At 62.2% G+C, this 23,994-nt stretch carries 36 protein-coding genes; 2 read left to right on the plus strand and 34 right to left on the minus strand.

Annotation, left to right across the window (positions count from 1 at the left end; all coding sequences use genetic code 11):
- The first annotated feature begins 105 nt into the window (after positions 1-105).
- Entirely contained in the window at positions 106-603 is a 498-nt protein-coding gene (locus tag OUZ30_RS14570) for a mismatch-specific DNA-glycosylase (protein WP_266183041.1), read from the plus strand.
- A 7-nt stretch (positions 604-610) separates the two neighbouring features.
- Here OUZ30_RS14570 and OUZ30_RS14575 read toward each other — a convergent pair whose 3' ends face one another.
- A complete protein-coding gene (locus OUZ30_RS14575; protein WP_266183042.1) occupies positions 611-1,504 on the minus strand; it encodes a LysR family transcriptional regulator in 894 nt (297 codons plus the stop codon).
- A 91-nt stretch (positions 1,505-1,595) separates the two neighbouring features.
- Between OUZ30_RS14575 and OUZ30_RS14580 the strand changes: the two genes are divergently transcribed.
- Positions 1,596-2,585, plus strand: a complete 990-nt coding sequence (locus tag OUZ30_RS14580) for an NAD-dependent epimerase/dehydratase family protein (protein ID WP_266183043.1) — start codon at positions 1,596-1,598, stop codon at positions 2,583-2,585.
- A gap of 13 nt (positions 2,586-2,598) precedes the next feature.
- On the opposite strand, the gene OUZ30_RS14585 is transcribed toward OUZ30_RS14580, so the two are convergent.
- From OUZ30_RS14585 to OUZ30_RS14745, 33 genes are all read right to left on the minus strand, one after another.
- A complete protein-coding gene (locus OUZ30_RS14585; RefSeq protein WP_266183044.1) occupies positions 2,599-3,891 on the minus strand; it encodes a cytochrome c in 1,293 nt (430 codons plus the stop codon).
- Positions 3,888-4,568 (minus strand): c-type cytochrome, encoded by a 681-nt coding sequence (locus OUZ30_RS14590; RefSeq protein WP_425601523.1) that lies wholly within the window; start codon positions 4,566-4,568, stop codon positions 3,888-3,890. Before OUZ30_RS14590 ends, OUZ30_RS14585 begins: the two co-directional genes overlap by 4 nt.
- A gap of 329 nt (positions 4,569-4,897) precedes the next feature.
- Positions 4,898-6,541: an MASE1 domain-containing protein gene (locus OUZ30_RS14595; RefSeq protein ID WP_266183046.1), complete on the minus strand. Its 1,644-nt coding sequence runs from the start codon at positions 6,539-6,541 to the stop codon at positions 4,898-4,900.
- Between the two features lie 339 nt (positions 6,542-6,880).
- Positions 6,881-8,263, minus strand: coding sequence for a class II 3-deoxy-7-phosphoheptulonate synthase (locus tag OUZ30_RS14600; protein ID WP_425601501.1), 1,383 nt, complete (start codon positions 8,261-8,263; stop codon positions 6,881-6,883).
- A 13-nt stretch (positions 8,264-8,276) separates the two neighbouring features.
- On the minus strand, positions 8,277-8,774 hold the full coding sequence (locus OUZ30_RS14605; RefSeq protein ID WP_266183188.1) for a disulfide bond formation protein B: 498 nt from the start codon (positions 8,772-8,774) through the stop codon (positions 8,277-8,279).
- A 165-nt stretch (positions 8,775-8,939) separates the two neighbouring features.
- Positions 8,940-9,320 carry a 50S ribosomal protein L17 gene (rplQ, locus tag OUZ30_RS14610; protein ID WP_266151941.1) on the minus strand — a complete coding sequence of 127 codons (381 nt, stop codon included), beginning with the start codon at positions 9,318-9,320 and terminating at the stop codon, positions 8,940-8,942.
- Between the two features lie 210 nt (positions 9,321-9,530).
- Entirely contained in the window at positions 9,531-10,529 is a 999-nt protein-coding gene (locus OUZ30_RS14615; RefSeq protein ID WP_266151942.1) for a DNA-directed RNA polymerase subunit alpha, read from the minus strand.
- A 16-nt stretch (positions 10,530-10,545) separates the two neighbouring features.
- Complete coding sequence (rpsD, locus tag OUZ30_RS14620) at positions 10,546-11,172, minus strand: 30S ribosomal protein S4 (protein ID WP_266183047.1); 627 nt, start codon at positions 11,170-11,172, stop codon at positions 10,546-10,548.
- A gap of 11 nt (positions 11,173-11,183) precedes the next feature.
- The gene (gene rpsK / locus OUZ30_RS14625) at positions 11,184-11,570 is read right to left on the minus strand and encodes a 30S ribosomal protein S11 (protein WP_007513384.1); all 387 of its coding nucleotides are present in this window, start codon (positions 11,568-11,570) and stop codon (positions 11,184-11,186) included.
- A 12-nt stretch (positions 11,571-11,582) separates the two neighbouring features.
- Positions 11,583-11,939, minus strand: a complete 357-nt coding sequence (rpsM, locus tag OUZ30_RS14630; RefSeq protein ID WP_109126884.1) for a 30S ribosomal protein S13 — start codon at positions 11,937-11,939, stop codon at positions 11,583-11,585.
- 135 nt (positions 11,940-12,074) lie between these two features.
- A complete protein-coding gene (secY, locus tag OUZ30_RS14635) occupies positions 12,075-13,400 on the minus strand; it encodes a preprotein translocase subunit SecY (RefSeq protein ID WP_266183048.1) in 1,326 nt (441 codons plus the stop codon).
- A 4-nt stretch (positions 13,401-13,404) separates the two neighbouring features.
- Positions 13,405-13,836: a 50S ribosomal protein L15 gene (rplO, locus tag OUZ30_RS14640; protein ID WP_266151946.1), complete on the minus strand. Its 432-nt coding sequence runs from the start codon at positions 13,834-13,836 to the stop codon at positions 13,405-13,407.
- A 5-nt stretch (positions 13,837-13,841) separates the two neighbouring features.
- Entirely contained in the window at positions 13,842-14,039 is a 198-nt protein-coding gene (rpmD, locus tag OUZ30_RS14645) for a 50S ribosomal protein L30 (protein ID WP_114239844.1), read from the minus strand.
- Positions 14,032-14,541, minus strand: a complete 510-nt coding sequence (gene rpsE / locus OUZ30_RS14650; protein WP_266151948.1) for a 30S ribosomal protein S5 — start codon at positions 14,539-14,541, stop codon at positions 14,032-14,034. Before rpsE ends, rpmD begins: the two co-directional genes overlap by 8 nt.
- Positions 14,542-14,658: 117 nt before the next feature.
- The gene (gene rplR, locus OUZ30_RS14655) at positions 14,659-15,018 is read right to left on the minus strand and encodes a 50S ribosomal protein L18 (protein ID WP_266183050.1); all 360 of its coding nucleotides are present in this window, start codon (positions 15,016-15,018) and stop codon (positions 14,659-14,661) included.
- A gap of 105 nt (positions 15,019-15,123) precedes the next feature.
- On the minus strand, positions 15,124-15,651 hold the full coding sequence (gene rplF / locus OUZ30_RS14660; RefSeq protein ID WP_266183052.1) for a 50S ribosomal protein L6: 528 nt from the start codon (positions 15,649-15,651) through the stop codon (positions 15,124-15,126).
- A gap of 10 nt (positions 15,652-15,661) precedes the next feature.
- Entirely contained in the window at positions 15,662-16,057 is a 396-nt protein-coding gene (gene rpsH, locus OUZ30_RS14665) for a 30S ribosomal protein S8 (protein WP_266183189.1), read from the minus strand.
- A gap of 220 nt (positions 16,058-16,277) precedes the next feature.
- A complete protein-coding gene (gene rpsN, locus OUZ30_RS14670) occupies positions 16,278-16,583 on the minus strand; it encodes a 30S ribosomal protein S14 (protein WP_266183054.1) in 306 nt (101 codons plus the stop codon).
- Positions 16,584-16,601: 18 nt separating this feature from the next.
- Positions 16,602-17,144, minus strand: a complete 543-nt coding sequence (gene rplE / locus OUZ30_RS14675) for a 50S ribosomal protein L5 (RefSeq protein WP_266183190.1) — start codon at positions 17,142-17,144, stop codon at positions 16,602-16,604.
- A 7-nt stretch (positions 17,145-17,151) separates the two neighbouring features.
- A complete protein-coding gene (gene rplX / locus OUZ30_RS14680) occupies positions 17,152-17,466 on the minus strand; it encodes a 50S ribosomal protein L24 (protein ID WP_266151952.1) in 315 nt (104 codons plus the stop codon).
- Between the two features lie 14 nt (positions 17,467-17,480).
- A complete protein-coding gene (gene rplN / locus OUZ30_RS14685) occupies positions 17,481-17,849 on the minus strand; it encodes a 50S ribosomal protein L14 (protein WP_266183056.1) in 369 nt (122 codons plus the stop codon).
- Between the two features lie 14 nt (positions 17,850-17,863).
- Entirely contained in the window at positions 17,864-18,124 is a 261-nt protein-coding gene (rpsQ, locus tag OUZ30_RS14690; protein WP_266183057.1) for a 30S ribosomal protein S17, read from the minus strand.
- A gap of 12 nt (positions 18,125-18,136) precedes the next feature.
- Complete coding sequence (gene rpmC / locus OUZ30_RS14695) at positions 18,137-18,322, minus strand: 50S ribosomal protein L29 (protein WP_266183058.1); 186 nt, start codon at positions 18,320-18,322, stop codon at positions 18,137-18,139.
- A gap of 1 nt (position 18,323) precedes the next feature.
- Positions 18,324-18,737 (minus strand): 50S ribosomal protein L16, encoded by a 414-nt coding sequence (rplP, locus tag OUZ30_RS14700; RefSeq protein ID WP_266183059.1) that lies wholly within the window; start codon positions 18,735-18,737, stop codon positions 18,324-18,326.
- 11 nt (positions 18,738-18,748) lie between these two features.
- Positions 18,749-19,498, minus strand: coding sequence for a 30S ribosomal protein S3 (gene rpsC, locus OUZ30_RS14705; protein WP_266183060.1), 750 nt, complete (start codon positions 19,496-19,498; stop codon positions 18,749-18,751).
- A gap of 15 nt (positions 19,499-19,513) precedes the next feature.
- Positions 19,514-19,849, minus strand: coding sequence for a 50S ribosomal protein L22 (rplV, locus tag OUZ30_RS14710; RefSeq protein WP_266183061.1), 336 nt, complete (start codon positions 19,847-19,849; stop codon positions 19,514-19,516).
- Positions 19,849-20,121 (minus strand): 30S ribosomal protein S19, encoded by a 273-nt coding sequence (gene rpsS / locus OUZ30_RS14715; protein WP_017461870.1) that lies wholly within the window; start codon positions 20,119-20,121, stop codon positions 19,849-19,851. The genes rplV and rpsS overlap by 1 nt, the downstream gene beginning before the upstream one ends.
- Before the next feature lie 12 nt (positions 20,122-20,133).
- Positions 20,134-20,955 carry a 50S ribosomal protein L2 gene (gene rplB, locus OUZ30_RS14720; protein WP_266183062.1) on the minus strand — a complete coding sequence of 274 codons (822 nt, stop codon included), beginning with the start codon at positions 20,953-20,955 and terminating at the stop codon, positions 20,134-20,136.
- An 18-nt stretch (positions 20,956-20,973) separates the two neighbouring features.
- Positions 20,974-21,267 (minus strand): 50S ribosomal protein L23, encoded by a 294-nt coding sequence (gene rplW / locus OUZ30_RS14725; protein ID WP_266183063.1) that lies wholly within the window; start codon positions 21,265-21,267, stop codon positions 20,974-20,976.
- Positions 21,264-21,866 carry a 50S ribosomal protein L4 gene (gene rplD / locus OUZ30_RS14730; protein ID WP_266183064.1) on the minus strand — a complete coding sequence of 201 codons (603 nt, stop codon included), beginning with the start codon at positions 21,864-21,866 and terminating at the stop codon, positions 21,264-21,266. Before rplD ends, rplW begins: the two co-directional genes overlap by 4 nt.
- Before the next feature lie 11 nt (positions 21,867-21,877).
- On the minus strand, positions 21,878-22,519 hold the full coding sequence (gene rplC, locus OUZ30_RS14735; RefSeq protein ID WP_266183065.1) for a 50S ribosomal protein L3: 642 nt from the start codon (positions 22,517-22,519) through the stop codon (positions 21,878-21,880).
- A gap of 20 nt (positions 22,520-22,539) precedes the next feature.
- Positions 22,540-22,851 (minus strand): 30S ribosomal protein S10, encoded by a 312-nt coding sequence (gene rpsJ / locus OUZ30_RS14740; RefSeq protein WP_014402136.1) that lies wholly within the window; start codon positions 22,849-22,851, stop codon positions 22,540-22,542.
- 466 nt (positions 22,852-23,317) lie between these two features.
- On the minus strand, positions 23,318-23,994 hold a 677-nt coding region (locus tag OUZ30_RS14745), incomplete at its 5' end, for an EF-Tu C-terminal domain-related protein (protein ID WP_266183066.1).

The raw sequence follows: 23,994 nt of genomic DNA on the forward strand, positions 1-23,994 counted from the left end.
GTCATCCCTAGCTGGCTTCTCAAATACCGTAAAAATAGGGAGATTCATGTACCGGGCAGTGTTCCATTAGGTCAGGCTGGCCAGCCGCCGTTATGCTTGCTGACGATGCGCCATCCGATGCTTCCCGATCTGTTGCAGCCCGGTTTGGGGCTGGTGTTTTGCGGCACCGCAGCCGGTCGCCGCTCGGCCGCCGAGGGTGCCTATTACGCTCATCCCGGCAACCAGTTCTGGCGCGCGCTGCATGCCGTGCAGCTGACACCACGCCAGTTTGCACCCGCCGAGTTCCCGCTGCTGCAGGCGCTGGGCATCGGACTGACCGACCTGGCCAAGCACCATATGGGCAACGACGACGAACTGCCGCGAGATGCCTTCGATGCGCTGGCGCTACGCAGGAAGATCGAACGTCATGCACCCAGCCTGCTCGCCTTCACCAGCAAAGCCGCGGCCCGCCTGGTACTAGGCCCTTCGGTGCACTACGGATGGCAGCGCGAACACATCAACGAGACCCGGCTTTGCGTACTGCCCTCGCCTTCAGGACAGGCACGTGGGCATTGGGATATCGGGCCCTGGCAGGAACTGGCCGCTGGTTTTCGTGCCCTGTGAACCAGGCTCAGGACCGCGCGTAGTCACCCAGCGCTTCGGCCAGATGCTCAAACAGGCGCCGCACCCGCAGGCTTTGGCGCAGATCCTCATGCATCACCACCCAGGTATCCATGGATAGCGACAGCTGGGTCGACAACAGTCGCACCAGTTGCGCGTCACGTCGGGCCAGATTGACCTGCGCCACGGCAATACCGAAGCCTGCCCGCAGGGCAGCCAACGCCGCCAGGTCGCTGTCGGTGCGCCAGGCAAAGTTCTCTCGGGCATAGGGGAAGCCCGGCGGTCTCATGCGGCGGATGTAGGGCATTTCGGTATCGAAGCCGATCAGTGCATGCCCGGCGAGGTCGGCGAGCGAGTCGGGGTGCCCGTAGGTGTCGAGATAACGCCGATGGGCGAACAACCCCAGCTCGACCTTGCCTACGCGGCGCGCCACCAGCGCTTCCTGCGTGGGCTGCACCATGCGTATGGCGATATCGGCGTCGCGCCGCAGGATGTCCGCCGGCTGATTCGACAAGGACAGCTCGATCACGATCCCGGGATGCCGCTCGCGAAAAGCCGTGAGCATGGCTGGCAACACCTCGGCGCCGATGACTTCGCTGGCGCTGATGCGCACGGCACCGCTGACATCTTCTCGCCCTGCCGAGGCGGTGCGCCGCATGGCCGCTGATGCCGCGGCCATGGCCTGGGCGTGGGCTACCAGTTCGTGCGCTAGATCCGTGGGTGTCAGTCCCTGCGGCGAGCGGGCGAACAAAACCACCCCGAGTGTCGACTCCAGCTCGCGCATATGCCGCCCCAGGCTGGGCTGGGTCATACCCAACGTGCGGGCGGCGGCCGACAGGCTTCCCTCGCGCATGACCGCAAGGAAGGATCGGTACAGCTCCCAGCCGGGGTCGGGATTAGTCATGCATATTTGTATAGCAGATCTTCGCCATTAGACAATTTTCTTTTATGTGACGGCCGCTCATGCTGTTCGCAACTTCCTTGAGGGTACGGTCATGACTACACAGCGGACAGCCTTGGTCATTGGCGCCAACGGTGGCATCGGCAGCGAAGCCTGCATGGCGCTGCGGCGGCATGGCTGGAAAGTGCGCGCCCTGGTGCGCACGGCGCCGGTCGAATCCGCCCACGATGGCGTCGAGTGGATCAGCGGCGATGCCATGCATGCCGACGACGTGTTGCGCGCAGCCAATGGCGTGGATGTGATCGTCCACGCCGTGAACCCGCCCGGTTATCGCGGCTGGGACAAGCTGGTGCTGCCGATGCTGGACAACACAATCGCCGCCGCCCGTACGGCCGGGGCGCGGATCGTGTTGCCGAGCACCATCTACAACTACGGACCGGACGCATTCCCGCGCCTTACCGAAGACGCCTTCCAGCATCCACGCACCCGCAAGGGGGAGATCCGCGCCGAGATGGAGCGTCGCCTGAAAGACGCCAGCGAGAACGGTGTGCGTGTCCTTATCCTGCGCTGCGGCGATTTCTTCGGGCCACGCGCAGGCAACAACTGGCTCGCCCAGGGGCTGATCCGCGCGGGGGCCCCCATCAAGCAGGTCAGCTATCCCGGCGACTACGCCATCGGTCACAGCTGGGCCTATCTGCCCGACGTCGGCGAAGTCCTGGCGCGATTGCTGGATCGCGAAGCCGGCCTTGGGGCCTTCGAAAGCTTCCACTTCGGCGGCTATTGGCTGGACGGTCACGCCATGCTGGACGCGATCCGCCGCATAACCGGCAATCCGCGTATCAAGGCTGGCCGCTTCCCCTGGTGGCTGGCGCGGGTGGCATCGCCGTTCAACGAGACGATGCGCGAGCTGTGCAAGATGCGCTACCTGTGGCGCGATCCGATTCGCCTCGACGATACCAAGCTGCAGGCCTTTCTTAGCAGCGACCTCTATACACCGCTCGACGAAGCCTTGGGCCGTGCGCTGATCGGGATCGGCTGCATGGCAGCGACGCCGGCCAGACCAGCGCTGCATCACACCGCCTGATGTGGCGCCGTGCTTAATCGATCGGCGTGTGCCGATACTTGATCACGTCGCGCTCGAGTATCGGCGATGCCTTGTTCGACCATGATTGGCGGATATAGGTAACCACCGCCGCCACGTCGCTGTCGTTGAGCTGTTGCGCAAACGGTGGCATCGAGTACGGCCGGGGGTTGCCGTCGGTGACCGGCGAAAATCCCCCGAGCAGGACGGCCCGCATCGCGTTGATGCCGGTCGGCTCGTTGACGGACGAATTGCCACTGAGGGGCGGATAGATACCTGCCACACCCTCACCATTATCGCCATGGCAGTCGGCGCAGCGCGCGGCATACACCTTCGCCCCCTGGGCAAGGATCGGCGTGGTATCGAGCGGAGACTTGTCTTCCGGAATCGACGAACGCGGCGGCAGCGATTGCAGATAGGTGGCGATCGCGCGCAGATCGTCTTCATGCATGTGCTGAGTGCTCTTCGCCACCACTTCGGCCATCGGGCCAAACGCCGTGCCGCGTGCCGATTGACCGTTCTTGAGCATATCGACGATGTCCTGTTCGCTCCAGCCGCTCAGGCCACCATTAGCCTTCATGCTGAGATCGGGGGCATACCAGTCCTGCGCGGGAATCTGCCCGCCGGCCAGCGAGGGGCTGTTCTGCATGCCACCGAGCGAATCGCGCGGCGCATGGCATTCGTTGCAATGCCCCAGACCCTGCACCAGGTACGCGCCTCGATTCCATGCTTCCGAACGGGAGGGATCAGGCTGATACACACCCTCCTGGAAATACAACGCGCGCCATGCCTTCAAACTGCTGCGGACGTTGTAGGGAAAACCCAGCCCCAGCGGCTTGGCTGGCTGATGCACCGGCGCCAGCGATTGCAGGTAGGCGAAGATCGCCAATGCATCGTCGTGGCTGACCTTGGTGAACGAGGTGTATGAAAACGCCGGATACAGCAGCTCGCCATGACGCCCCTTGCCGCTATGCAGCGCCTGCCAGAAATCCTCGAAGCTCCAGCCGCCCAGGCCAGTCTCCCGATCGGGCGTGATATTGGGCGCGGGGATGTTGCCGAACGGCGTCGCCAGCACTCGGCCGCCGGCGTAGCGCGCACCGCCTTGCTCGGTATGACAGGACGCGCAATCACCCACCGCGGCGAGATACGCGCCCTTGGCGATGAGCGCGGGATCCTTCAGCGAGGCGGCATCCACCTGGCTGGCTGCCTGCGATACCGGCGGCGTCTTGCCACCCCGTAGCCACCAGCCGCCGACAAGCAGCAACGCCAGCAGCACGACGACCATGACGATGAAACGCATACGCTTCATGCGCCGTCTCCCTTATCGCCAAGCACGCCGCAATGCAGCGGCGGCGTTACTGAACCCGCTGCCTGGGCATGCATATCCGCCGGCAGCTCCCGCCCCGCCAGCCAGGCGGATACGGCGCTGATATCCGACGCGCTCAACCGGTTCGCAATGTCCGCCATGCAATCCGGTGCCACCGTGGCGCGCGTCTTCGTGCGCCACGACCCCAGCTGGGAACTGATGTAGTCATAAGGCAACCCCACCAGGCCCGGAATGTCCGGTTGCACGCCGGTCAGCTGACTACCGTGACAAGCGCTACAGGGTGGAATCTGGCGCGCGGGGTCTCCGTGTGCCACCAACTGCTCGCCGCGCTTGAGCGCGTCGGCGGAAGTGGGCGGCATCGGCGAGCGGCTGTACGGGACTTCTTGTGCGGAGAAGTACTCGGCGATCTCATGCATGTACTCGGGGCTTAGTTGGCGCACCGTGTATTCCATCGGGCCGTACTTGCGCAGGCCGTCCTGGAAATCCTTCAATTGACGCGCAAGATAGCCGGCCGGCTTGCCTGCCAACCGCGGAAAGAATCCACTTTCGGGCGTGCCTTCACCGTGTACGCCATGGCAAGCCGTGCATGCGGCGATGCGCTGCCGGAGCGTGTCCGGAATGCGCCCGGGCGACGCCTCGTCCGCGTGTAGCGCCGCCATACCTATGACGAAATACAGGATGCATGCGCTGACGACACGCCTGGCCTGGCACAGCTTCGCTGAGAGCCGCTTCATGATGAATCCGTATCCGCGCCACTAACCGGGAGATCATCCTGGCGAAGACACCAGGTGCAATGAGTCAGCCACCGCTGTGCGAGGACTGCTCAGCGCCGGCCCGCTCGATTATAGATCGCCGCCGATATCGAACGACACCGAATGCGGCCGCCCTGGGTACTCGCGACATCGTGTCGCAGCGGATTGTTCCTGACGCGCTGAAGGTCGTTGACCGCTCAATTCCATCGCGCCGGACCAAGCCAATCGTCGCCGAATCAGGCGGATGCCACCTGTTGGAAGGAGATCACCGGCGACGTAAATGGGGCGGCGCGCAAGGCGTCGTGCAACAGCAGCGAAACGCAAAGCTGATCATGCGTATCACGCTGATGAACCGTGCCGCCATAGATCTGCGCGCGATCACGAATGCTCGACATGCCCTGACCGTTCGTGCCGAGCAGCGAAACCACCTGCTTCCATTCCAGCGCAGGCTTGCCTCGATGAGCCGGCACAGCGCGAGCACAGGTCATGCGCATGACCACCCAACGCCGCCCCTGCGTTTGACCACCGCGGATCTGGAGGCGGATTCGCCTGACCGGCTCGCGGGCGAGCACATAGACCATCACTTCGCTCGCCAGTCGATACAACATCATATGGACGTCCGGAGCCAGCAGCTCCAGCTCGCTCCCCGCCAGATCGCATTCGTAGGTGGCGCCCACCAGGGACGCAGCCCGCAACAGGGGGCCATCCCGAAACGTCGCCGGAACGCCACGCTCCCGCCAGGTACGCGGATAGAGCGCATCGGCGAGCCGATGCATCTCATGCTGCGTGATGGCGGCATGCCGGGAATACATATGTTCCAGATTGTCCGGCAGCACAGGACGCAACCGATCGAGCAAGCGCTTCTGACTGTCTCGCATCGACAGGCCGATGCGTTCGAGCGCCTCGGCCGTCTGCCGCAAGCGCAACTCTTCCTGGTACAGCCCCTGCTGCGCCAGCTCAAAGCCACGTAGCGCGTCGCTCGTATCGTGCGGGTCCGCTGCGACGCGCGGGGCAAGTCGTGATCCGAGCAAGAGCAAGGTCGAAATGGCAAAGGCGATCAGTGTCTGCGCCTGGATCACCGAGGGATCGCGCACCACCGTTTCGGTCAGCTGGACCGCCACGCTCGCCAGCGTGCCGGCCGCCGCGGCACCCGGCCACCCATGCCGCAGGGTCATCCAGGCCACCGGCAGGAACATGGCAATGCGGCAGACCTGCATGGTTTCCGCGTTACCCACGGACGCCAACCACATGAGCAGCAACAACGGCGGCACCACGCCAAGCGCACAATCACTGAAGAAGCGCCCGCGCAGCGCGGCAAGCCATGCCGCCGGTGTCCTGACAGCAGGAAGCCAAAGCCGCAACGCCATCGCAGCGGGCGCCAGCGTAAGCGCGCCCATGAAGCCGCCGAGAAAATACCCGAGCACGATACGAGCGGTTATAGCGGGCGCCTGTTGGCCATGTGGCATCTGCATCGTCGCCAGCGTCGCAGTGCTGGCCAGTGCCGTCACCAGCGCCCCCACCAGAATCGTCGACAACACCATCGCCATGTTGACCCGGCCATCGGTGTGGAAAAGCGGCATGCGACGACGGCACCAGGCAAACGCTGGCGCACTGAACAGGATGGGCGGTATGGACATGAGGCTGGCCCAGACCCAGCCGAAATCCTGCTGATTGCTCCAGCCCAGGTAGGTGACCGGCATGGTTTCGCCAACGATCAGTGCAGGCCAGTAGCGGTACGGCACGAGCAGCAGACAGGCCACGCGCAGACCGGCGGGCAGGTTCCAATGCGACACCGACATGCTGCGCAGAAGCATGTAGGACGCGGCATAGGCCAGGGCGACAGCCACATGCACCATCCAGCCATCCCAGCGCAGACGCACCCGTGATGCGCCTCCCCCATTTTTCGCCATATCTTTCAAGCGCTGCCCCGGCCCTGTCTGCTGATGCATCCGGCAACTGAGGCCGGTCTTGGTTGGATCGTGTTCCGCGGGCCGCGGCGACACCCGTCAAAAGCCCATATCCAAATCACGCCCGTTGGCGCGAATTTGATCATAAATTCATCAGTTATTCATCCCTGACGCGAGGCTACGCCATCCGGCCTGTTCAGCGGATCAAGCCATAGCCGCGCAGCGCTTTGGCACCATGCAAAAGAAAAACCCGGCATCGGCCGGGCATTCCAGAAAGGATTGGGTGTGAGCAGAGGCCCCAGCAGTAGCGCGTCAACCGCGCACGCCCACCGACTTGCGCACGATCAGCATCGCCAGCTCCAGCGATTGCTCGTAGTTGAGACGCGGATCGACCATGGATTTGTAGGCACGATCCAGGTCCGTTTCATTCAGATCGCGCGCTCCTCCCATGCACTCGGTCACGTCCTCCCCGGTCAGCTCCAGGTGCACACCGCCCAATCGCGTGCCAGCCGCCGCATGGATATCGAAGGCCTGGTCCAACTCGCCGCGAATATTGTCAAAACGTCGCGTCTTGTAGCCGTTCGAGGTGGTTTCCGTATTGCCGTGCATGGGATCCGCCACCCACAACACGCGCCGGCCCTCGCGCTTCACCGCATCCAGCAAGGGCGGCAAGGCGCTGCCAATCTGCGCATTGCCCATGCGATGGATCAGGGTCAGCCTGCCCGGCTCTTCGTCAGGATTGAGGGCTTCGATCAGCGGCAACAACTGTGCCGGCGTAACCGACGGCCCGACCTTCACGGCGATCGGGTTGCGAATGCCGCGAAAATACTCCACGTGCGCTCCATCCAGCGCGGCCGTGCGCATGCCTATCCAGGGGAAATGGGTGGACAGATTGAACCAGCCACGATGCCTCGGCACCTGCCGCGTTATGGCCTCTTCGTAATGCAGCAACAGCGCTTCGTGCGACGTGAAGAAATCGACCCGCGAGAACCCCGCGATAGGACCGGCCAGCGTTTCCATGAACCGCAGTGAGTCGCCGATCGCCGTCACCATGCGCCGATATTCCGCAGCCAGCGGCGAATGCTCGACCCAGGCCAGATCCCAGTATTCGGGATGGTGGAGATCAGCGAAACCGCCGTCGATCAGGGCGCGCACGAAATTCATGGTCAGCGCGGAGTGCGCATGCGCCTGAATCAGTCGCTGCGGATCCGCACGCCGCGCCGCGGGCGTGAAATCCGGGCTGTTGACCAGATCGCCCCGGAAACTGGGCAACGTAACGCCGTCGCGGGTCTCCGTATCAGTGGAGCGCGGTTTCGCGTACTGGCCGGCGAAGCGACCTACCCGCAGTACCGGCTTTTTCAAGCCATGTACCAGCACCAGGCTCATCTGCAGCAACACCTTGAGCCGATTGGAGATGATCGGGCTGGTGCAATCGGCAAAGCTCTCGGCGCAGTCACCACCCTGCAGCACAAAGCGCTGGCCTTCCTGTGCTTCCGCCAAGGCCTGCCTGAGCGCCAGCACCTCCCACGACGTCACCAGCGGCGGAAGCGAGGCAAGCAGACCGGTGGCGCGAGCCAGCTCGGCCGCGTCTTCATACAGCGGCTGCTGCAGGGCTTGCCGCTGCCGCCAACTGCCGGGGGTCCAGCCGGCTGGAACTTGAATGGATGCAGGGCCAATGGACATGACGTGGGACATCAGGGGCAGCCAGTCAGGCGCGCTTACGCGCAAGCACGTAGATAGCGAGAAAAACCAACAACACGTACCAGACGAGCGTCCAGGCCGGCATCGGCAGGCCAAATACGGGCTCGATCTTGGCGCACTCGCCCGAACCAGTGAACACCATCTTTAGCACTTTGGCGAACGGGAACGTATCCACCATGTAGCCCAGATTCGGGCCACAGGACGGAATCTGGTCGGCAGGCAACGTCTGCAACCATAAATGCCTGCCCGCCGTGGCGATGCCACCGAAAGCGCCTAGCAGCACTCCCAAGGTATACACCGAACGACCGCCGCCGCGCGGCGCGTGCAGGCCGCCGATAAGGAAAAATACCGCCATCACCAGGAAGGCAATGCGCTGAAAAATGCACAAGGGGCATGGAATCATGCCCAGCACGTGTTCCGCATACAGGGCGTAGCCGAGCAGCGCTGCGCAGATAAAAAAGCCCACGAGGTAGGTGGTGCGAAACGACCAGCGGAAAGGGTTCATGGCAGCCATGTTGCGTCGCGAAAGAGCGACATTAACCGCTCGTGGCGACGCTGTCAGCCCATCGAATGACGCAGTCACGAGACAACGAGACAGGCGAATGCCCATAAAAACAAAACCCCGGCAGGTAAACCGGCCGGGGTCAGGTAGAACACTTACTGAAGTCGCTTACTCGGCAGCTTCTTCGACGCGCGGGCGATCGACCAGCTCGACATACGCCATCGGCGCATTGTCGCCCGGGCGGAAGCCGCACTTGAGGATACGCAGGTAGCCGCCGGGACGCTCGCGGTAACGAGGACCGAGCTCGACGAACAGCTTGCCGACCGCCTGCTTGTCGCGCAGACGCGCGAAAGCGAGACGACGGTTGGCGACGCCATCGGTCTTGGCGAGCGTGATGAGCGGCTCGGCGACGCGACGGAGTTCCTTCGCCTTGGGAAGGGTGGTGCGGATCAGCTCGTGCTTGAACAGCGACGACGCCATGTTCTTGAACATGGCTTCGCGATGGCTGCTCGTGCGATTGAGCTTGCGACCGGATTTCTGGTGGCGCATGGCGTTTACTCTCTAAAGTCTATTGTTATGAAAAGCCGGTCAGGATGAGCCGACTTCCCGCGGTTACCCGCTATTCGAGGCTGTCAGAACGCCTCGTTATAAGAGCACGGCCTCTATGGACCGCTATGGATTCCCGGTGGAAATGCGCGATGCATCCGCCGGATCTTGCAAAGGATCGGGGCGATCGAAAACCGATCGCCCCGTGAAACATCAGCCCAACTGCATGCCGTGGGACAAGCCCGGCGGCGGCCAGTTCTCGAGCTTCATGCCCAGGGCCAGACCACGACCACCCAGCACGTCCTTGATCTCGGTCAGGGACTTCTTGCCGAGGTTCGGTGTCTTGAGCAGCTCGACTTCGGTCTTCTGCACCAGATCGCCGATGTAGTAGATGCTCTCGGCCTTCAGGCAATTTGCCGAACGCACAGTGAGCTCCAGATCGTCGATCGGACGCAGCAGCAACGGGTCGAAACCACCCTTCTCCGCCTTGTCGGTTGCACTCTCGCGACGCGAGAAGTCACCGAACACCGACAGCTGGTCGTTGAGGATTTCGGCGGCCTTGCGAACCGCGTCTTCCGCACCGATGGTGCCGTTGGTCTCGATATCCAGCACCAGCTTGTCGAGGTTGGTGCGCTGCTCAACACGAGCGGCGTCAACTTCGTAGGCCACGCGAAGCACCGGCGCGAACGACGCGTCGAGCTGCAGGCGACCGATCGGACGAGCTTCATCGTCCGGGTGCTGGCGCGCGCTGGCCGGCTGGTAGCCGACGCCGCGACGCACCTTCAAACGCATGTTTAGTGCGATGTCCTTGGTCAAGTGGCAGATCACATGCTCGGGGTTGATGATTTCCACCGAGTGGTCGACGGCGATATCGCCGGCGGTGACCACGCCCTTGCCCTTCTTGGCCAAGGTCAGGGTGACTTCGTCACCCGAATGCTGGCGAATCGCCACATCCTTGAGGTTCAGCAGGACTTCGATCACGTCCTCCTGCAGGCCCTCAAGCGTGGTGTATTCGTGCAGCACGCCATCAATTTCCACCTCGACGATGGCACTGCCAGGGATCGAGGAGAGCAGCACGCGGCGCAGCGCGTTGCCCAGGGTGTGGCCGAAACCACGCTCGAGCGGCTCGACCACCACCTTGGCGCGGTTGGCTCCGAGTTGCTCGACGCTAAGGCCGCGAGGCCTCAGCACGCTAGTAGACGAAACTGCCATGCAAGGCTCCGGTTGATTACTTCGAGTAGAGCTCGACGATCAGGCTCTCGTTGATGTCGGTCGGCAGGTCGCCGCGGTCCGGCATCGCCTTGAACGTACCTTCGAACTTCTTGCTGTCGACTTCGACCCACTGCGGACGCAGATCCATGGTGTCGAACACGGTCGCCGCTTCCTGCACACGCAGCTGGCTGCGTGCACGCTCGGTGAGCGCAACCGCGTCACCCGGGCGGACCTGGTACGACGGGATGTTCACCTTCTTGCCGTTGACCAGCACAGCCTTGTGGCTGACCATCTGACGGGCCTGGGCGCGGGTGACCGCAAAACCCATGCGATAGACGACGTTGTCCAGACGGCTCTCGAGCAAGCGCAGCAGGTTCTCACCCGTGTTGCCCTTGAGGGTCGACGCCTTGGAGTAGTAGTTGCTGAACTGACGCTCAAGCACACCGTAGATGCGCTTGACCTTCTGCTTTTCACGCAGCTGGTTCGCATAGTCCGACATGCGCATGCGCTTGTTGGCACCATGCTGGCCGGGCTTGTTTTCCAGTTTGCACTTGGAGTCGATGGCGCGAGCCGGACTCTTCAGGCTGAGATCTGCACCCTCACGACGGGCGAGTTTGCAGGTAGCTCCACGATAACGGGCCATGGGTATGCTCCTTAGACTCGACGCTTCTTGGGGGGACGGCAGCCGTTATGCGGAATCGGCGTGACGTCGATGATGTTGAGGACCTTGTAGCCCAGAGCGTTCAGCGAACGCACGGCCGACTCGCGGCCCGGGCCGGGGCCCTTGATGCGGACTTCCACGGTCTTCACGCCGTAGTCGCCTGCAGCGCGGCCAGCCTTTTCGGCGGCAACCTGCGCAGCAAACGGGGTCGACTTGCGTGAGCCGCGGAAACCCGCGCCGCCCGCTGTCGCCCACGACAGGGCGTTGCCCTGGCGATCGGTGATCGTGACGATGGTGTTGTTGAAGGAGGCTTGCACGTGGGCCACGGCATCCGTGACAACGCGCTTGATCTTCTTCTTGGTCTTGACCGGCTTAGCCATATTCGGGATCCGTTACTTCTTGATCGCGCGACGAGGACCCTTGCGGGTACGTGCGTTGGTACGCGTGCGCTGGCCGCGCACCGGCAAACCACGACGATGGCGCAGGCCGCGGTAGCAACCCAGATCCATCAGACGCTTAATGGCGATACCCACTTCGCGACGAAGATCGCCTTCGACGACATACTTGCCGATTTCGTGACGAAGCTTCTCGACTTCGCCCTCACTCAGGGACTTGATCTGCGTGGTGGGAACCACGCCCGCGTCCACACAGACCTTCTTGGCCCGGCTGCGGCCGATCCCATAAATGCTTTGCAGGCCAACCCAGACATGCTTCTGGACCGGCAAATTGACACCCGCGATGCGCGCCATGATGTACTTTCTCCGATGCGTTTCGTGCGCGGTAAACGCGCAATTCTAACCTTAATTAACCCAACAGGAAAGCCCTGCGGCACCCAGGTGCCGCCACTCTCCGATCCGGACCAAGCTCTACCACCCCAGCAGCCATCAGTTGCGGCGGAGATTGGCCTTCTTGAGCAGACTTTCGTACTGGTGACTGACCAAGTGCGCCTGCACCTGAGCAGTAAAATCCATCACCACAACCACCACGATCAGCAGAGAGGTGCCGCCGAAGTAGAACGGGACGTGCCAAGCTTTTTGCATGAACGATGGAACCAGACAGACCAGCACCAGGTACAACGCGCCGACACCAGTGAGACGGGTCATGACGTTATCGATGTAGTCCGCCGTAGAGCGGCCCGGGCGGATGCCCGGAATCAGAGCGCCGGAGCGCTTGAGATTGTCTGCCGTCTCCTGGGAGTTGAACACAATCGCCGTGTAGAAGAAGGCGAAAGTGATCACCAGCACCGCGAAGACGATGTCGTACAGGGGCTCGCCCGGGGTCAACGCCTGGGTCAGTTCCTGCACCCAGCGCGCCGGGTGCCCAGCGCCAAACCAGGTCGCCGCGGTTGCCGGGAACAGCAGCAAGCTCGAGGCGAAGATCGGCGGAATTACACCCGCCATGTTGATCTTGAGCGGCAAATGCGAAGTCTGGTTCATGTAGGCCCGCTGCCCGCCGGAGCGCCGTGCGTAGTTCACGGTAATGCGCCGCTGGGCGCGCTCCATGAAGACCACGAACGCCGTCACTGCGAGAATCAGGCCCGCCACCATGATCATCTTGATCACGGACAGCTCGCCGTTGCTGGCCATGGTGAGCGTATGAGCCACCGCACCGGGCAGGCCGGAGACGATGCCGGCGAAGATCAGCAGCGAAATGCCGTTGCCGATACCGCGCTCGGTGATCTGCTCACCAAGCCACATCAGGAACATCGTGCCAGCCGTGAGGCCAACCACCGACGACATGATGAAACCCATGCCAGGCGTATACACCACCGGCGCGCCGCCCAGAGCGGTTTGCTTCTGCAACGCCATGGCGATGCTGAACGCCTGGAATGCCGCCAGACCCACCGTACCAAAGCGGGTGTAGGTGGTCATCTTGCGACGACCGGCCTCACCTTCCTTGCGCAGGGCCTGCAGGCTCGGGATCACCGAACCCATCATCTGCACCACGATGGATGCAGAGATGTAAGGCACCACGCCGAGCGCGAACACCGAGAAGCGTGCGAGCGAGCCACCCGAGAACATGTTGAACATGTTCATCAGGCCGCCGCCCTGCTCGATGAGGTTCGTCATGGCTTCCGGGTTGACGCCGGGAACCGGGATGAAGGAACCGAGACGGAAGACGATCAGCGCACCAATCACAAAGAAGATGCGCTGACGCAGTTCCGTCAGCTTGCCGAGCGATCCGAGCGATGTGCCCTGGGCTGACGCCACGTGATTACTCCACGCTGCCGCCGGCAGCTTCGATAGCTGCCTTGGCACCGGCCGTGGCGAGCACGCCGGAAAGCTTGACCGCACGGCCGATTTCGCCCTTGGCGACGACCTTGACCTTCTTCGCGCGGCTGTCGATGAGACCGGCCTGATGCAGGACGATCGCGTCGATCACGTCAGCCTTGAGGGAGGCGAGCTGGTACAGGAACACTTCCTGGCTCTCGGCCTTCTTCAGCGAACGGAAACCGACCTTCGGCAGGCGGCGCTGCAGCGGCATCTGACCGCCTTCGAAACCGTACTTGTGGGTACCGCCCGCGCGAGCGTGCTGACCCTTGTGACCGCGACCAGCGGTCTTGCCCAGGCCCGAACCGATACCGCGACCCACGCGCAGGCGGGTCTTGCGGGAACCGGCGGCCGGCTTGATGTCATTAAGACGCATGATGCTTACTCCTCAACCCGCACGAGGTAATAGACCGTATTGATCAAGCCACGCACCTGCGGGCTGTCCTTCAATTCACGGACATCGTTGAGCTTGTTCAGGCCGAGCGCCTTCACGCTCAAGCGATGACGGCTCTGCACACCGCGCAGGCCCTTGACCAGGCGCACGCGCACGGTGGCGGCGGTTTCGTTGTTCTTAGCCATTGCCCAGCACCTCTTCCAGGGTCTTGCCGCGCTTGGCAGCGATCTGCTTCGGCGAGGCAACGGCCTGCAGGCCCTTGATGGTGGCGCGCACCAGGTTGATCGGGTTGCGCGAACCAACGGCCTTGGCCAGCACGTTCTTCACACCAACCACTTCCAGCACAGCGCGCATGGCGCCACCGGCGATCACGCCAGTACCCTCGGAAGCCGGCTGCATGAACACGCGGGCTGCGCCATGGTTGGCCTTGATGGCGTACCACAGGGTGCCGTTGTTGAGATCGATGTTCACCATGTTGCGACGGGCGCGCTCCATGGCCTTGGAGATGGCGACCGGCACTTCACGCGCCTTGCCATAACCGAAGCCGACTTTGCCCTCGCCGTCGCCGACCACGGTCAGCGCGGTGAAGCTCATTTGGCGGCCACCCTTAACGGTCTTGGCCACGCGGTTGACGGCAATCAGCTTTTCGAGCAGGCCGTCTGAATTTTCGCGATCGGTAGAAGACATGTTCTTTTCCGTGTGCCCGGCGAACCGGGACTTTGCTTGCGGCTGAGCCGCTTGGAGTTGTAGGTACTTCAGGTGGAATCAAGTGCCAGCGGTGGCCGGCACCCGATTCCGACCGGCTTAGAACTTCAAGCCGGCTTCGCGCGCCGCATCGGCCAGAGCCTTGATGCGACCGTGGTAACGGAAGCCCGAGCGATCAAACGCCACGGCTTCAATACCAGCAGCCAGTGCACGCTCAGCCACTGCCTTGCCGACGGCCACAGCCGCCTCAAGATTCTTGGTGCCCTTCAAGCCTTCAGCGACCGACTTCTGCACCGTGGAGGCAGCAGCCACCACGTTCTTGCCGGACGCGTCGAACACCTGCGCGTACAGGTGCTGACCGGTGCGATGCACCGACAGACGAGCAACGGCGAGCGTGCGGATGTGCGAGCGGGTCGACTTGGCGCGACGCAGGCGGGATTCGTTCTTGTTCATCGTCATATTCCTCGAAAGCGGATCGACTAATTGTCAGTAGCAAGCAGCTCTTTGTTGAAAGTGCGGCCAGAGATGGCCGCCTCCACACGCAGGGACAGCGTACTAACTCACTTAAGCCTTCTTGGCTTCCTTCAGCGTGATCTTCTCGCCCGAGTAACGGACGCCCTTGCCCTTGTAGGGCTCCGGCGGACGGAATGAGCGGATCTTGGCAGCCACCTCACCCACGCGCTGCTTGTCCGAACCCTTGATCAGGATTTCGGTCTGCGTCGGGGTTTCGATGCTGATGCCTTCCGGCGCTTCGAACACTACCGGATGGGAGAAGCCCAGGGCGATATTCAGCGACTTGCCGGCCATCGAGGCACGGTAACCCACACCAACGAGTTCGAGCTTGCGCTCGTAACCGTCGGAAACACCCTTGACCATGTTGGCGACCAGCGCACGCAGGGTACCGCCGAACTTGTGGTCGGCACCTTCGGCAAGCTGGATCGAGGCTACGCCGTTGTCGACGACCACGGAAGCGCCCGGAAGCGCGTGGGTCGACAGGGTGCCCTTGGCGCCCTTCACGGTGATGCCATTAGCATCGACCTTGAGCTCCACGCCCTTCGGCAGGGAAATCGGTTTCTTGGCTACACGGGACATCGTCGGCTCCTTATGCGACCAGACCGATAACTTCGCCGCCCAAACCCTTAGAACGGGCCTGCGCGTCGGTCAGCAGACCGGCAGAAGTCGAGATGATCGAAATGCCGAGACCGCCAAGGACCTTCGGCAACTCGTCCTTGCCGCGATAGACGCGGAGGCCGGAGCGGCTGATACGGCTAATGGTCTCAATGGCCGGACGGCCTTCGAAATACTTGAGCTTGATCTCGAGCACCGGCTTGCCCTCCTCACTGGAGGTCTTGGCGTCGAGGATATAGCCCTCATTCTTGAGAAGGTTGGCGATCGCCACCTTCAACTTCGACGATGGCATGTTTACGGCCTGCTTGCCCGTGAGCTGGGCATTGCGGATGCGCGTAAACAGATCGGCGATGGGATCAGTCATGCTCATGAAAACATCCTTCAGAGTGCACCGATATCCGAAAAACCGGAAATCAATTCGATTGTGTGCCGGCATATCGCCGGTCTGCTTGATGCAGACCATCGACTATAGCAGCTTTTTCCGACTTTGCGAACATCAGTGCGTCAATCGCACCAACAGCGGCAGGCCCAGGCCCGCCACTGCATCGAGTGACGACGGACCGTAGCCCGTCATCGCCCAGTTTGAGGTCTTACCAGCTGGCCTTACGCAGGCCAGGAACGTCACCACGCATGGTGGCTTCGCGCAGCTTGTTACGGCCGAGGCCGAACTTCTGGTACACGGCGCGCGGACGACCCGTCAGAGCGCAGCGGGTGCGCTGGCGAGACGGGCTCGCGTCGCGCGGCAGCTTCTGCAACTTGGTCTGAGCGTCCATCTTCTCCTCGTAGGAGGCGGTGGGGCTCAGCACGATCGCCTTCAGTTCGGCGCGCTTGGCGGCGTACTTCTTGACGAGCTTGGTCCGCTTGATATCGCGGTTGACCATCGAGGTCTTTGCCATAGGTATCTCTCGCGTGTATCAGTTGCGGAACGGGAAGCTGAAAGCTTCCAGCAGCGCCTTGGCTTCTTCGTCGGTCTTGGCGGTGGTGGTGATGGAGATATCCATGCCACGCAGCGCGTCGATCGCGTCGAATTCGATTTCGGGGAAGATGATCTGTTCCTTCACGCCGAAGTTGTAGTTGCCACGACCGTCGAAGGCGCGACCGGACACACCACGGAAGTCGCGCGTACGCGGCAGCGAGATGTTGATCAGGCGGTCGAGGAACTCCCACATCTGGGCGCGGCGCAAGGTGACCTTGCAACCGATCGGCCAGCCGTCGCGGATCTTGAACGAGGCGACGGAAACGCGCGCCTTGGTCGTGATCGGCTTCTGACCGGCGATCTTCGCCATGTCGGCCACGGCGTTCTCGAGCACTTTCTTGTTGCCCGCCGCTTCGCCCACGCCCATGTTCAGCGTGATCTTGGTGATGCGGGGAACCTGCATCACGTTCTCGTAGCCGAAGCGCTCAGTGAGCTTCTGCACTACCTGGTCTTTATAAAAAGTTTCAAGGCGCGTCATGATTGATTCCTTACGCGTCCACGACCTCGCCAGACGAACGGAACACGCGGACCTTGCGCCCATCAGAGAGCGTCTTGGCACCTACGCGTTCACCCTTGTTCGTGGCGGGGTTGAACAGCTGCACGTTGGAGATATGGATCGAAGCCTCACGCTCGACGATGCCGCCGGCCTGGTTGGCCTGCGGATTCGGCTTGGTGTGACGCTTGATCAGATTCACGTTGGAGACGAACACGCGATCGCCATCAACGCGCAGCACGTCGCCGCGCTGACCCTTGTTTTTGCCGGTGATCACGAGGACCTGATCACCCTTGCGGATACGGTTCATGGTCTGGTCTCCGCTCAGAGCACTTCGGGCGCGAGGGAGACGATCTTCATGAACTTCTCGCTGCGCAGCTCACGAGTGACCGGCCCGAAAATACGGGTGCCGATCGGCTCGAGCTTGTTGTTGAGGAGCACCGCTGCATTGCCGTCGAAACGGATCAGCGAGCCATCGGGACGGCGCACACCCTTGGCGGTACGAACCACCACGGCGTTGTACACCTCACCCTTCTTCACCTTGCCGCGGGGGATGGCATCTTTCACGGTGACTTTGATCACGTCACCGATCCCGGCGTAACGGCGCTTGGAGCCACCGAGTACCTTGATGCACATCAGTTCGCGTGCGCCGCTGTTGTCCGCTGCGGAAAGCGTGCTTTGCATTTGGATCATGTTTGCACCCTCCCTTAGACGGCAGCGCGCGTGATGATTTCGACCACGCGGTGATGTTTGGTCTTGGACAGAGGACGGCACTCGGCGATGCGGACGAGGTCACCCTCGTTCGCACCCAGGTCGTCCTGCGCATGAAGCTTGGTCGAACGCCGAATGATCTTGCCGATCAGCGGATGCTGTTCCTGGCGCTCGATCAGGACGGTGACCGTCTTGTCCATCTTGTTACTGATAACGCGGCCCTCAAGGGTGCGCGTCTGCTTTTGGTTGTCGCTCATATCGGCCGTCCCTTACTTCTTGCCGCCGAGCACGAACTTCGTGCGGGCGATGTCGCGCCGAACGCGGCGCAGCTGGTGCGGCTGGTTGAGCTGGCCGGTGCCTTTCTGCATACGCAGGTTGAACTGCTCTTTACGCAGATCCAGCAGATGCTTGTTCAGCTCTTCGGCCGTCTTGGTGGTTAGATCTTTGATGGCCATATCACATCACCGCCCGGGTCACGAATTGGGTCTGGATCGAGAGCTTGGCCGCGGCCAGGCGGAACGCCTCGCGTGCGGTGGCCTCGTCGATACCCTCGATTTCATAAAGCATGCGGCCCGGCTGGATCGGAGCTACCCAATATTCGACGCCACCCTTACCGGCACCCATTCGAACTTCGATGGGCTTCTTGGTAATCGGCTTGTCGGGGTATACACGGATCCAGAGCTTGCCACCACGCTTGACGAAGCGGGTGATGCAACGACGGGCGGCCTCGATCTGGCGTGCGGTGAGCATGCCGTGCGTGGTTGCCTTCAGGCCATACTCGCCAAAGCTGACGAGGTTGGAGCAGAAGGCCAGACCGTCGTTACGGCCCTTGAACTGCTTACGGTATTTGGTTCGCTTAGGTTGCAGCATGGCAACTCTCCTTACTTCGCCGTCCGCTCGCGACGGCCTTCACCGCCCTCGCGACGCGCATCACGACGACCCTCACCACCCTCACGGCGCGGCTGGGACTGCTCTTCCTTCGACTCTTGGCTGACCTGGGACAGATCGAAGATCTCGCCCTTGTAGACCCACACCTTGATGCCGATGATGCCGTAGGTGGTCTTCGCCTCGGCGAAACCGTAGTCGATGTCGGCGCGCAGCGTATGCAGCGGCACGCGACCTTCGCGGCTCCATTCGGAACGTGCAATCTCAGCGCCGTTCAGACGACCAGAGACATTGATCTTGATACCCAGGGCACCCAGGCGCATCGCATTGCCGACCGCACGCTTCATGGCGCGGCGGAACATGATGCGACGCTCCAGCTGCTGCGCGATCGACTCGGCAACCAGCTGCGCGTCTAGCTCAGGCTTGCGCACTTCGCTGACGTTGATGTGCGCCGGAACGCCCAACATGTCGCTGACTTCCTTGCGCAGCTTCTCGATGTCCTCACCTTTCTTGCCGATCACCACGCCCGGACGGGCGGTGTGAATCGTCACGCGTGCGGTCTTGGCCGGACGCTCGATGAGAATCTTGGAGATGCCGGCTTGAGCCAGCTTCTTGCGCAGCATCTCGCGGACCTTAAGGTCGGCCACGAGGTACTGGGCGTATTCGCCCTTATTGGCGTACCACTTCGAGTTCCAGTCCTTGGCAATGCCGAGGCGGATACCGGTGGGATGAACTTTATGACCCATCGTCTACGTCCTCAGTCAGTTGCCAACGACCACAGTGATGTGGCTCGTGCGCTTCAGGATGCGGGAACCGCGGCCTTTGGCGCGGGCATGCATACGCTTCATCGCCGGACCTTCGTCCACGAAGATGCGCGAGACCTTCAGCTCGTCCACATCAGCGCCGAGATTGTTTTCGGCGTTGGCGACGGCCGACAGCAGCACCTTGCGAACAAGGGTTGCGGCCTTCTTGTTGGTAAATTGCAGCACATCGCTGGCCCGGCCCACGGGTAACCCGCGGACCAGATCGGCAACCAGGCGTGCCTTCTGCGCCGAAATGCGGGCGCTGCGCAGGATCGCTTTGGCTTCAGTGCTCATCACTTGCCCTTCTTGTCGCCGCCATGGCCCTTGAAGGTACGGGTCACCGCGAACTCGCCGAGCTTGTGCCCGACCATGTTCTCGTTGACCAGCACGGGGACATGCTGGCGGCCATTGTGGATGGCGATGGTCAGACCAACCATCTCCGGCAGGATCATCGAGCGACGCGACCAGGTCTTGATCGGACGCTTGTTATTGGCGGAAACGGCGGCTTCCACCTTCTTTACGAGGTGCAGGTCGACAAACGGACCTTTCTTTAGAGAGCGCGGCATAATCGTTTCCTATTACTTGCGACGACGCACGATGAACTGCTGGGTGCGCTTGTTATTGCGCGTCTTGTAACCCTTGGTCGGCGTGCCCCACGGGCTGACCGGATGACGGCCGCCGGAGGTTTTGCCTTCACCACCGCCATGCGGATGGTCGACCGGGTTCATCACCACACCGCGAACGGTCGGGCGGATACCCATCCAGCGCTTGACACCAGCCTTGCCCAGCTTCTTCAAGCTGTGCTCGCTGTTGCCCACTTCGCCGATGGTGGCGCGGCAGTCGACCGGCACGCGGCGCATCTCGCCGGAGCGCAGACGCAGCGTGGCGTAACCCGACTCGCGAGCCACCAGCTGGACCGAAGCACCAGCGGAACGTGCGATCTGCGCGCCCTTGCCCGGCTTCATCTCGATGCAGTGAATGGTGCTACCCACCGGGATGCTGCGCAGCGGCAGGCTGTTGCCAGCCTTGATCGGCGCGTCGCTGCCCGACACCAGACGGTCGCCCGCCTGCACGCCCTTCGGCGCGATGATGTAGCGGCGCTCGCCGTCGGCGTAGCACAGCAACGCGATGTGCGCGGTGCGGTTCGGATCGTATTCAATGCGCTCGACGCGGGCGGCAATGCCTTCCTTGTCGCGCTTGAAGTCGATGATGCGGTAACGCTGCTTATGACCGCCACCCTGGTGACGAACGGTGATGCGACCGTAGTGGTTGCGACCGCCGGTCTTGGTCTTTGCCTCGGTCAACGCCGCGTACGGCGCGCCCTTGTGCAGACCCTCGGTGCGGACGCTGACTGCGTCGCGACGTCCTGGGGAGGTCGGCTTATGAGTGATCAGTGCCATCTCAATTCAACTCCTGGCTCAAGCCTTGGACGACACGTCGATGGTCTGACCATCGGCGAGGCGAACATAGGCCTTGCGCTTGCCCTGGCGATTGCCAGTGCGAAAACGGAAGGACTTAACCTTGCCCTTGGCATTGACGAGGTTCACCTGCTCGACCTTGACGTCGAACATCTGTTCCACCGCAGCGCGGACATCGGCCTTGGTTGCCTCGGGGGCGACCACGAATACGTACTGGTTCTTCTCGGCAAGGCGAGCTGCCTTTTCCGAAATGTGCGGCGCACGCAGCGTATTCAGAATGCGTTCGTTGCTCATGCCAGCCACTCCTCGATCTTCTTCACCGCATCGACGGTCATGACGATGTGGTCCGAACCGACCAGGCTGACCGGGTTCAGCGCCAGCACGTCCACCACGTGGATGTACGGGATGTTGCGCGCGGCCAGGAAGGTGGCTTCGTTGGCGTCTTCCGACACCAGCAGCACACGACCCGACACCTGCAGCTCAGCCAGCTTGGCCACCATCGCCTTGGTCTTCGGGGTGTCGATGCCGAAGCTCTCGACGACCTTCAGACGGTCCTGGCGGATCAGCTCGGACAGGATCGAACGGATGGCAACGCGATACGACTTGCGGTTGACCTTCTGCTCGTAGCTGCGCGGCTTGGCAGCGAACGTGCGGCCACCACCGACAAAGATCGGTGCACGGTAGTCACCGTGACGGGCGCCGCCGCCCTTCTGCTTCTTGAACTTCTTCGTGGTACCGGACATTTCGCCGCGCGAAAGCTGCGACTGGGTACCGGCACGACCGCCCGCCTGATAGGCGATGACGACCTGGTGGATTAGGGCCTGCTTGAGCTCACCGCCGAACACTTCGTCCGACACGTTGAGCGGCTTGGCGCCAATGACATTCAGTTCCATGGCGTCTCTCCTCAGCCCTTGGTCGTCGGACGGATGACGACGTCGCCGCCGGTAGCACCCGGCACCGCGCCCTTCACCGCGATCAGATGACGCTCGGCGTCAACCTTGACCACTTCCAGGCCCTGCTGCGTGCGATTCACCGCACCCATGTGGCCTGCCATCTTCTTGCCCGGGAACACGCGACCCGGGGTCTGACGCTGACCGATAGAACCCGGCGCACGATGCGACAGCGAGTTACCGTGGGTAGCGTCACCCATGGTGAAGTGGTGGCGCTTGATGGCGCCCTGAAAGCCTTTGCCCTTCGACACGCCGGCCACGTCAACGATCTGACCGACCTGGAACACGTCGTCGGCCTTGATCTCGGCGCCCACAGCGTACTTGCCGAGATCTTCGGCAGCGACGCGGAACTCCCACAGACCACGACCCGGCTCAACCTTCGCCTTGGCGTAGTGACCTTTCAGCGGCTGCGTCAACAGGCTGGCGCGCTTGACGCCCGCCGCGACCTGGACAGCGCTGTAGCCATCGTTATCTTCCGTCTTCAACTGGGTGACGCGATTCGGGGTGGCTTCAATCAGCGTCACCGGAATCGAGCGTCCATCTTCAGTGAAGAGTCGGCTCATGCCGCACTTGCGGCCAACTAGTCCGATACTCATCTTCGTATCCTATCTATCGCTCAGCCGAGCTTGATCTGAACATCTACGCCAGCGGCGAGATCAAGCTTCATGAGCGCGTCCACGGTCTTGTCGTTGGGGTCGACGATGTCCAAAACGCGCTTGTGAGTACGGGTCTCGTACTGGTCGCGGGCATCTTTGTCGACGTGCGGCGACACCAGAATGGTGTAACGCTCGATCTTGGTCGGGAGCGGAATCGGACCGAGCACCGTAGCACCAGTGCGCTTAGCCGTCTCGACGATTTCGCTGGCCGAACGGTCGATCAGACGATGATCGAACGCCTTGAGCCGAATGCGAATCTTTTGGTTCGCCATAAACCGTGTCCTGTTATCGAAAGAACAAAAACTGTGAACCGGGAAGGCTTCTCGCCGCCCCGCACAACCCATTCGTCGCTGCATTACTGCAAGTCAATCGCGGCGAGCGACAACGTGCCGCATGATTGACCCTAAAAGACTAGGCAGGCCTTATTCGGGCCCGCCGAGACGGAAAAGTATAAAACACGCGAAATGCTTCGGTCAACAGAGCGTCATGCTCCGCTGCCCAAGCCTCTCATGTGCACGACCATCCAGGTCAGCGAACTCGAAGCACTTCCTGTGCCTCATTTCGCAGTAGTGTCGACCGCAACCCAGGGTTCGTCGACGGGCAAGCCAAATACTATAGCTTAAGAAGCGCCCGAAGGAAAGGCTACAACGCCCTCCTTCGGAGATTCCGGCAAGACGGCCCTTCCGATCCCGGAGGGCCATCCTGCGTCGCCGTCGTGACGACAGCGACCGAAACGACTTACTTGATGACCTTGGCCACCACGCCGGCGCCGACGGTGCGGCCACCTTCGCGAATGGCGAAACGCAGGCCTTCGTCCATCGCGATCGGGTGGATCAGGGACACCACCATCTTCACGTTGTCGCCCGGCATCACCATCTCCACGCCTTCCGGCAACTGGCAAGCGCCCGTCACGTCGGTGGTGCGGAAGTAGAACTGCGGACGGTAGCCCTTGAAGAACGGCGTATGACGGCCACCCTCGTCCTTCGACAGCACATAGACCTCAGCCTCGAAGTCGGTGTGCGGGGTGATCGAGCCCGGCTTGGCCAGCACCTGACCACGCTCCACGTCGTCGCGCTTCAGACCACGCAGCAGCAGACCGGCGTTGTCGCCTGCCTGGCCCTGGTCCAGCAGCTTGCGGAACATTTCCACGCCCGTGACGGTGGTCTTCTGGGTCGGACGGATGCCGACCACTTCGATTTCGTCACCGACCTTGATCACGCCGCGCTCGATACGACCGGTCACCACGGTGCCGCGGCCCGAGATCGAGAACACGTCTTCCACCGGCATCAGGAACGGCTTGTCGATCACACGCACCGGCTCGGGGATGTAGCTGTCCAGCGCGTCGACCAGCTTGATGATCGCCGGCACGCCGATTTCGCTCTGATCACCTTCCAGCGCCTTCAGCGCCGAACCGT

The sequence above is a fragment of the Dyella humicola genome, from assembly GCF_026283945.1.
In the GTDB taxonomy this organism is placed as follows: domain Bacteria; phylum Pseudomonadota; class Gammaproteobacteria; order Xanthomonadales; family Rhodanobacteraceae; genus Dyella; species Dyella humicola.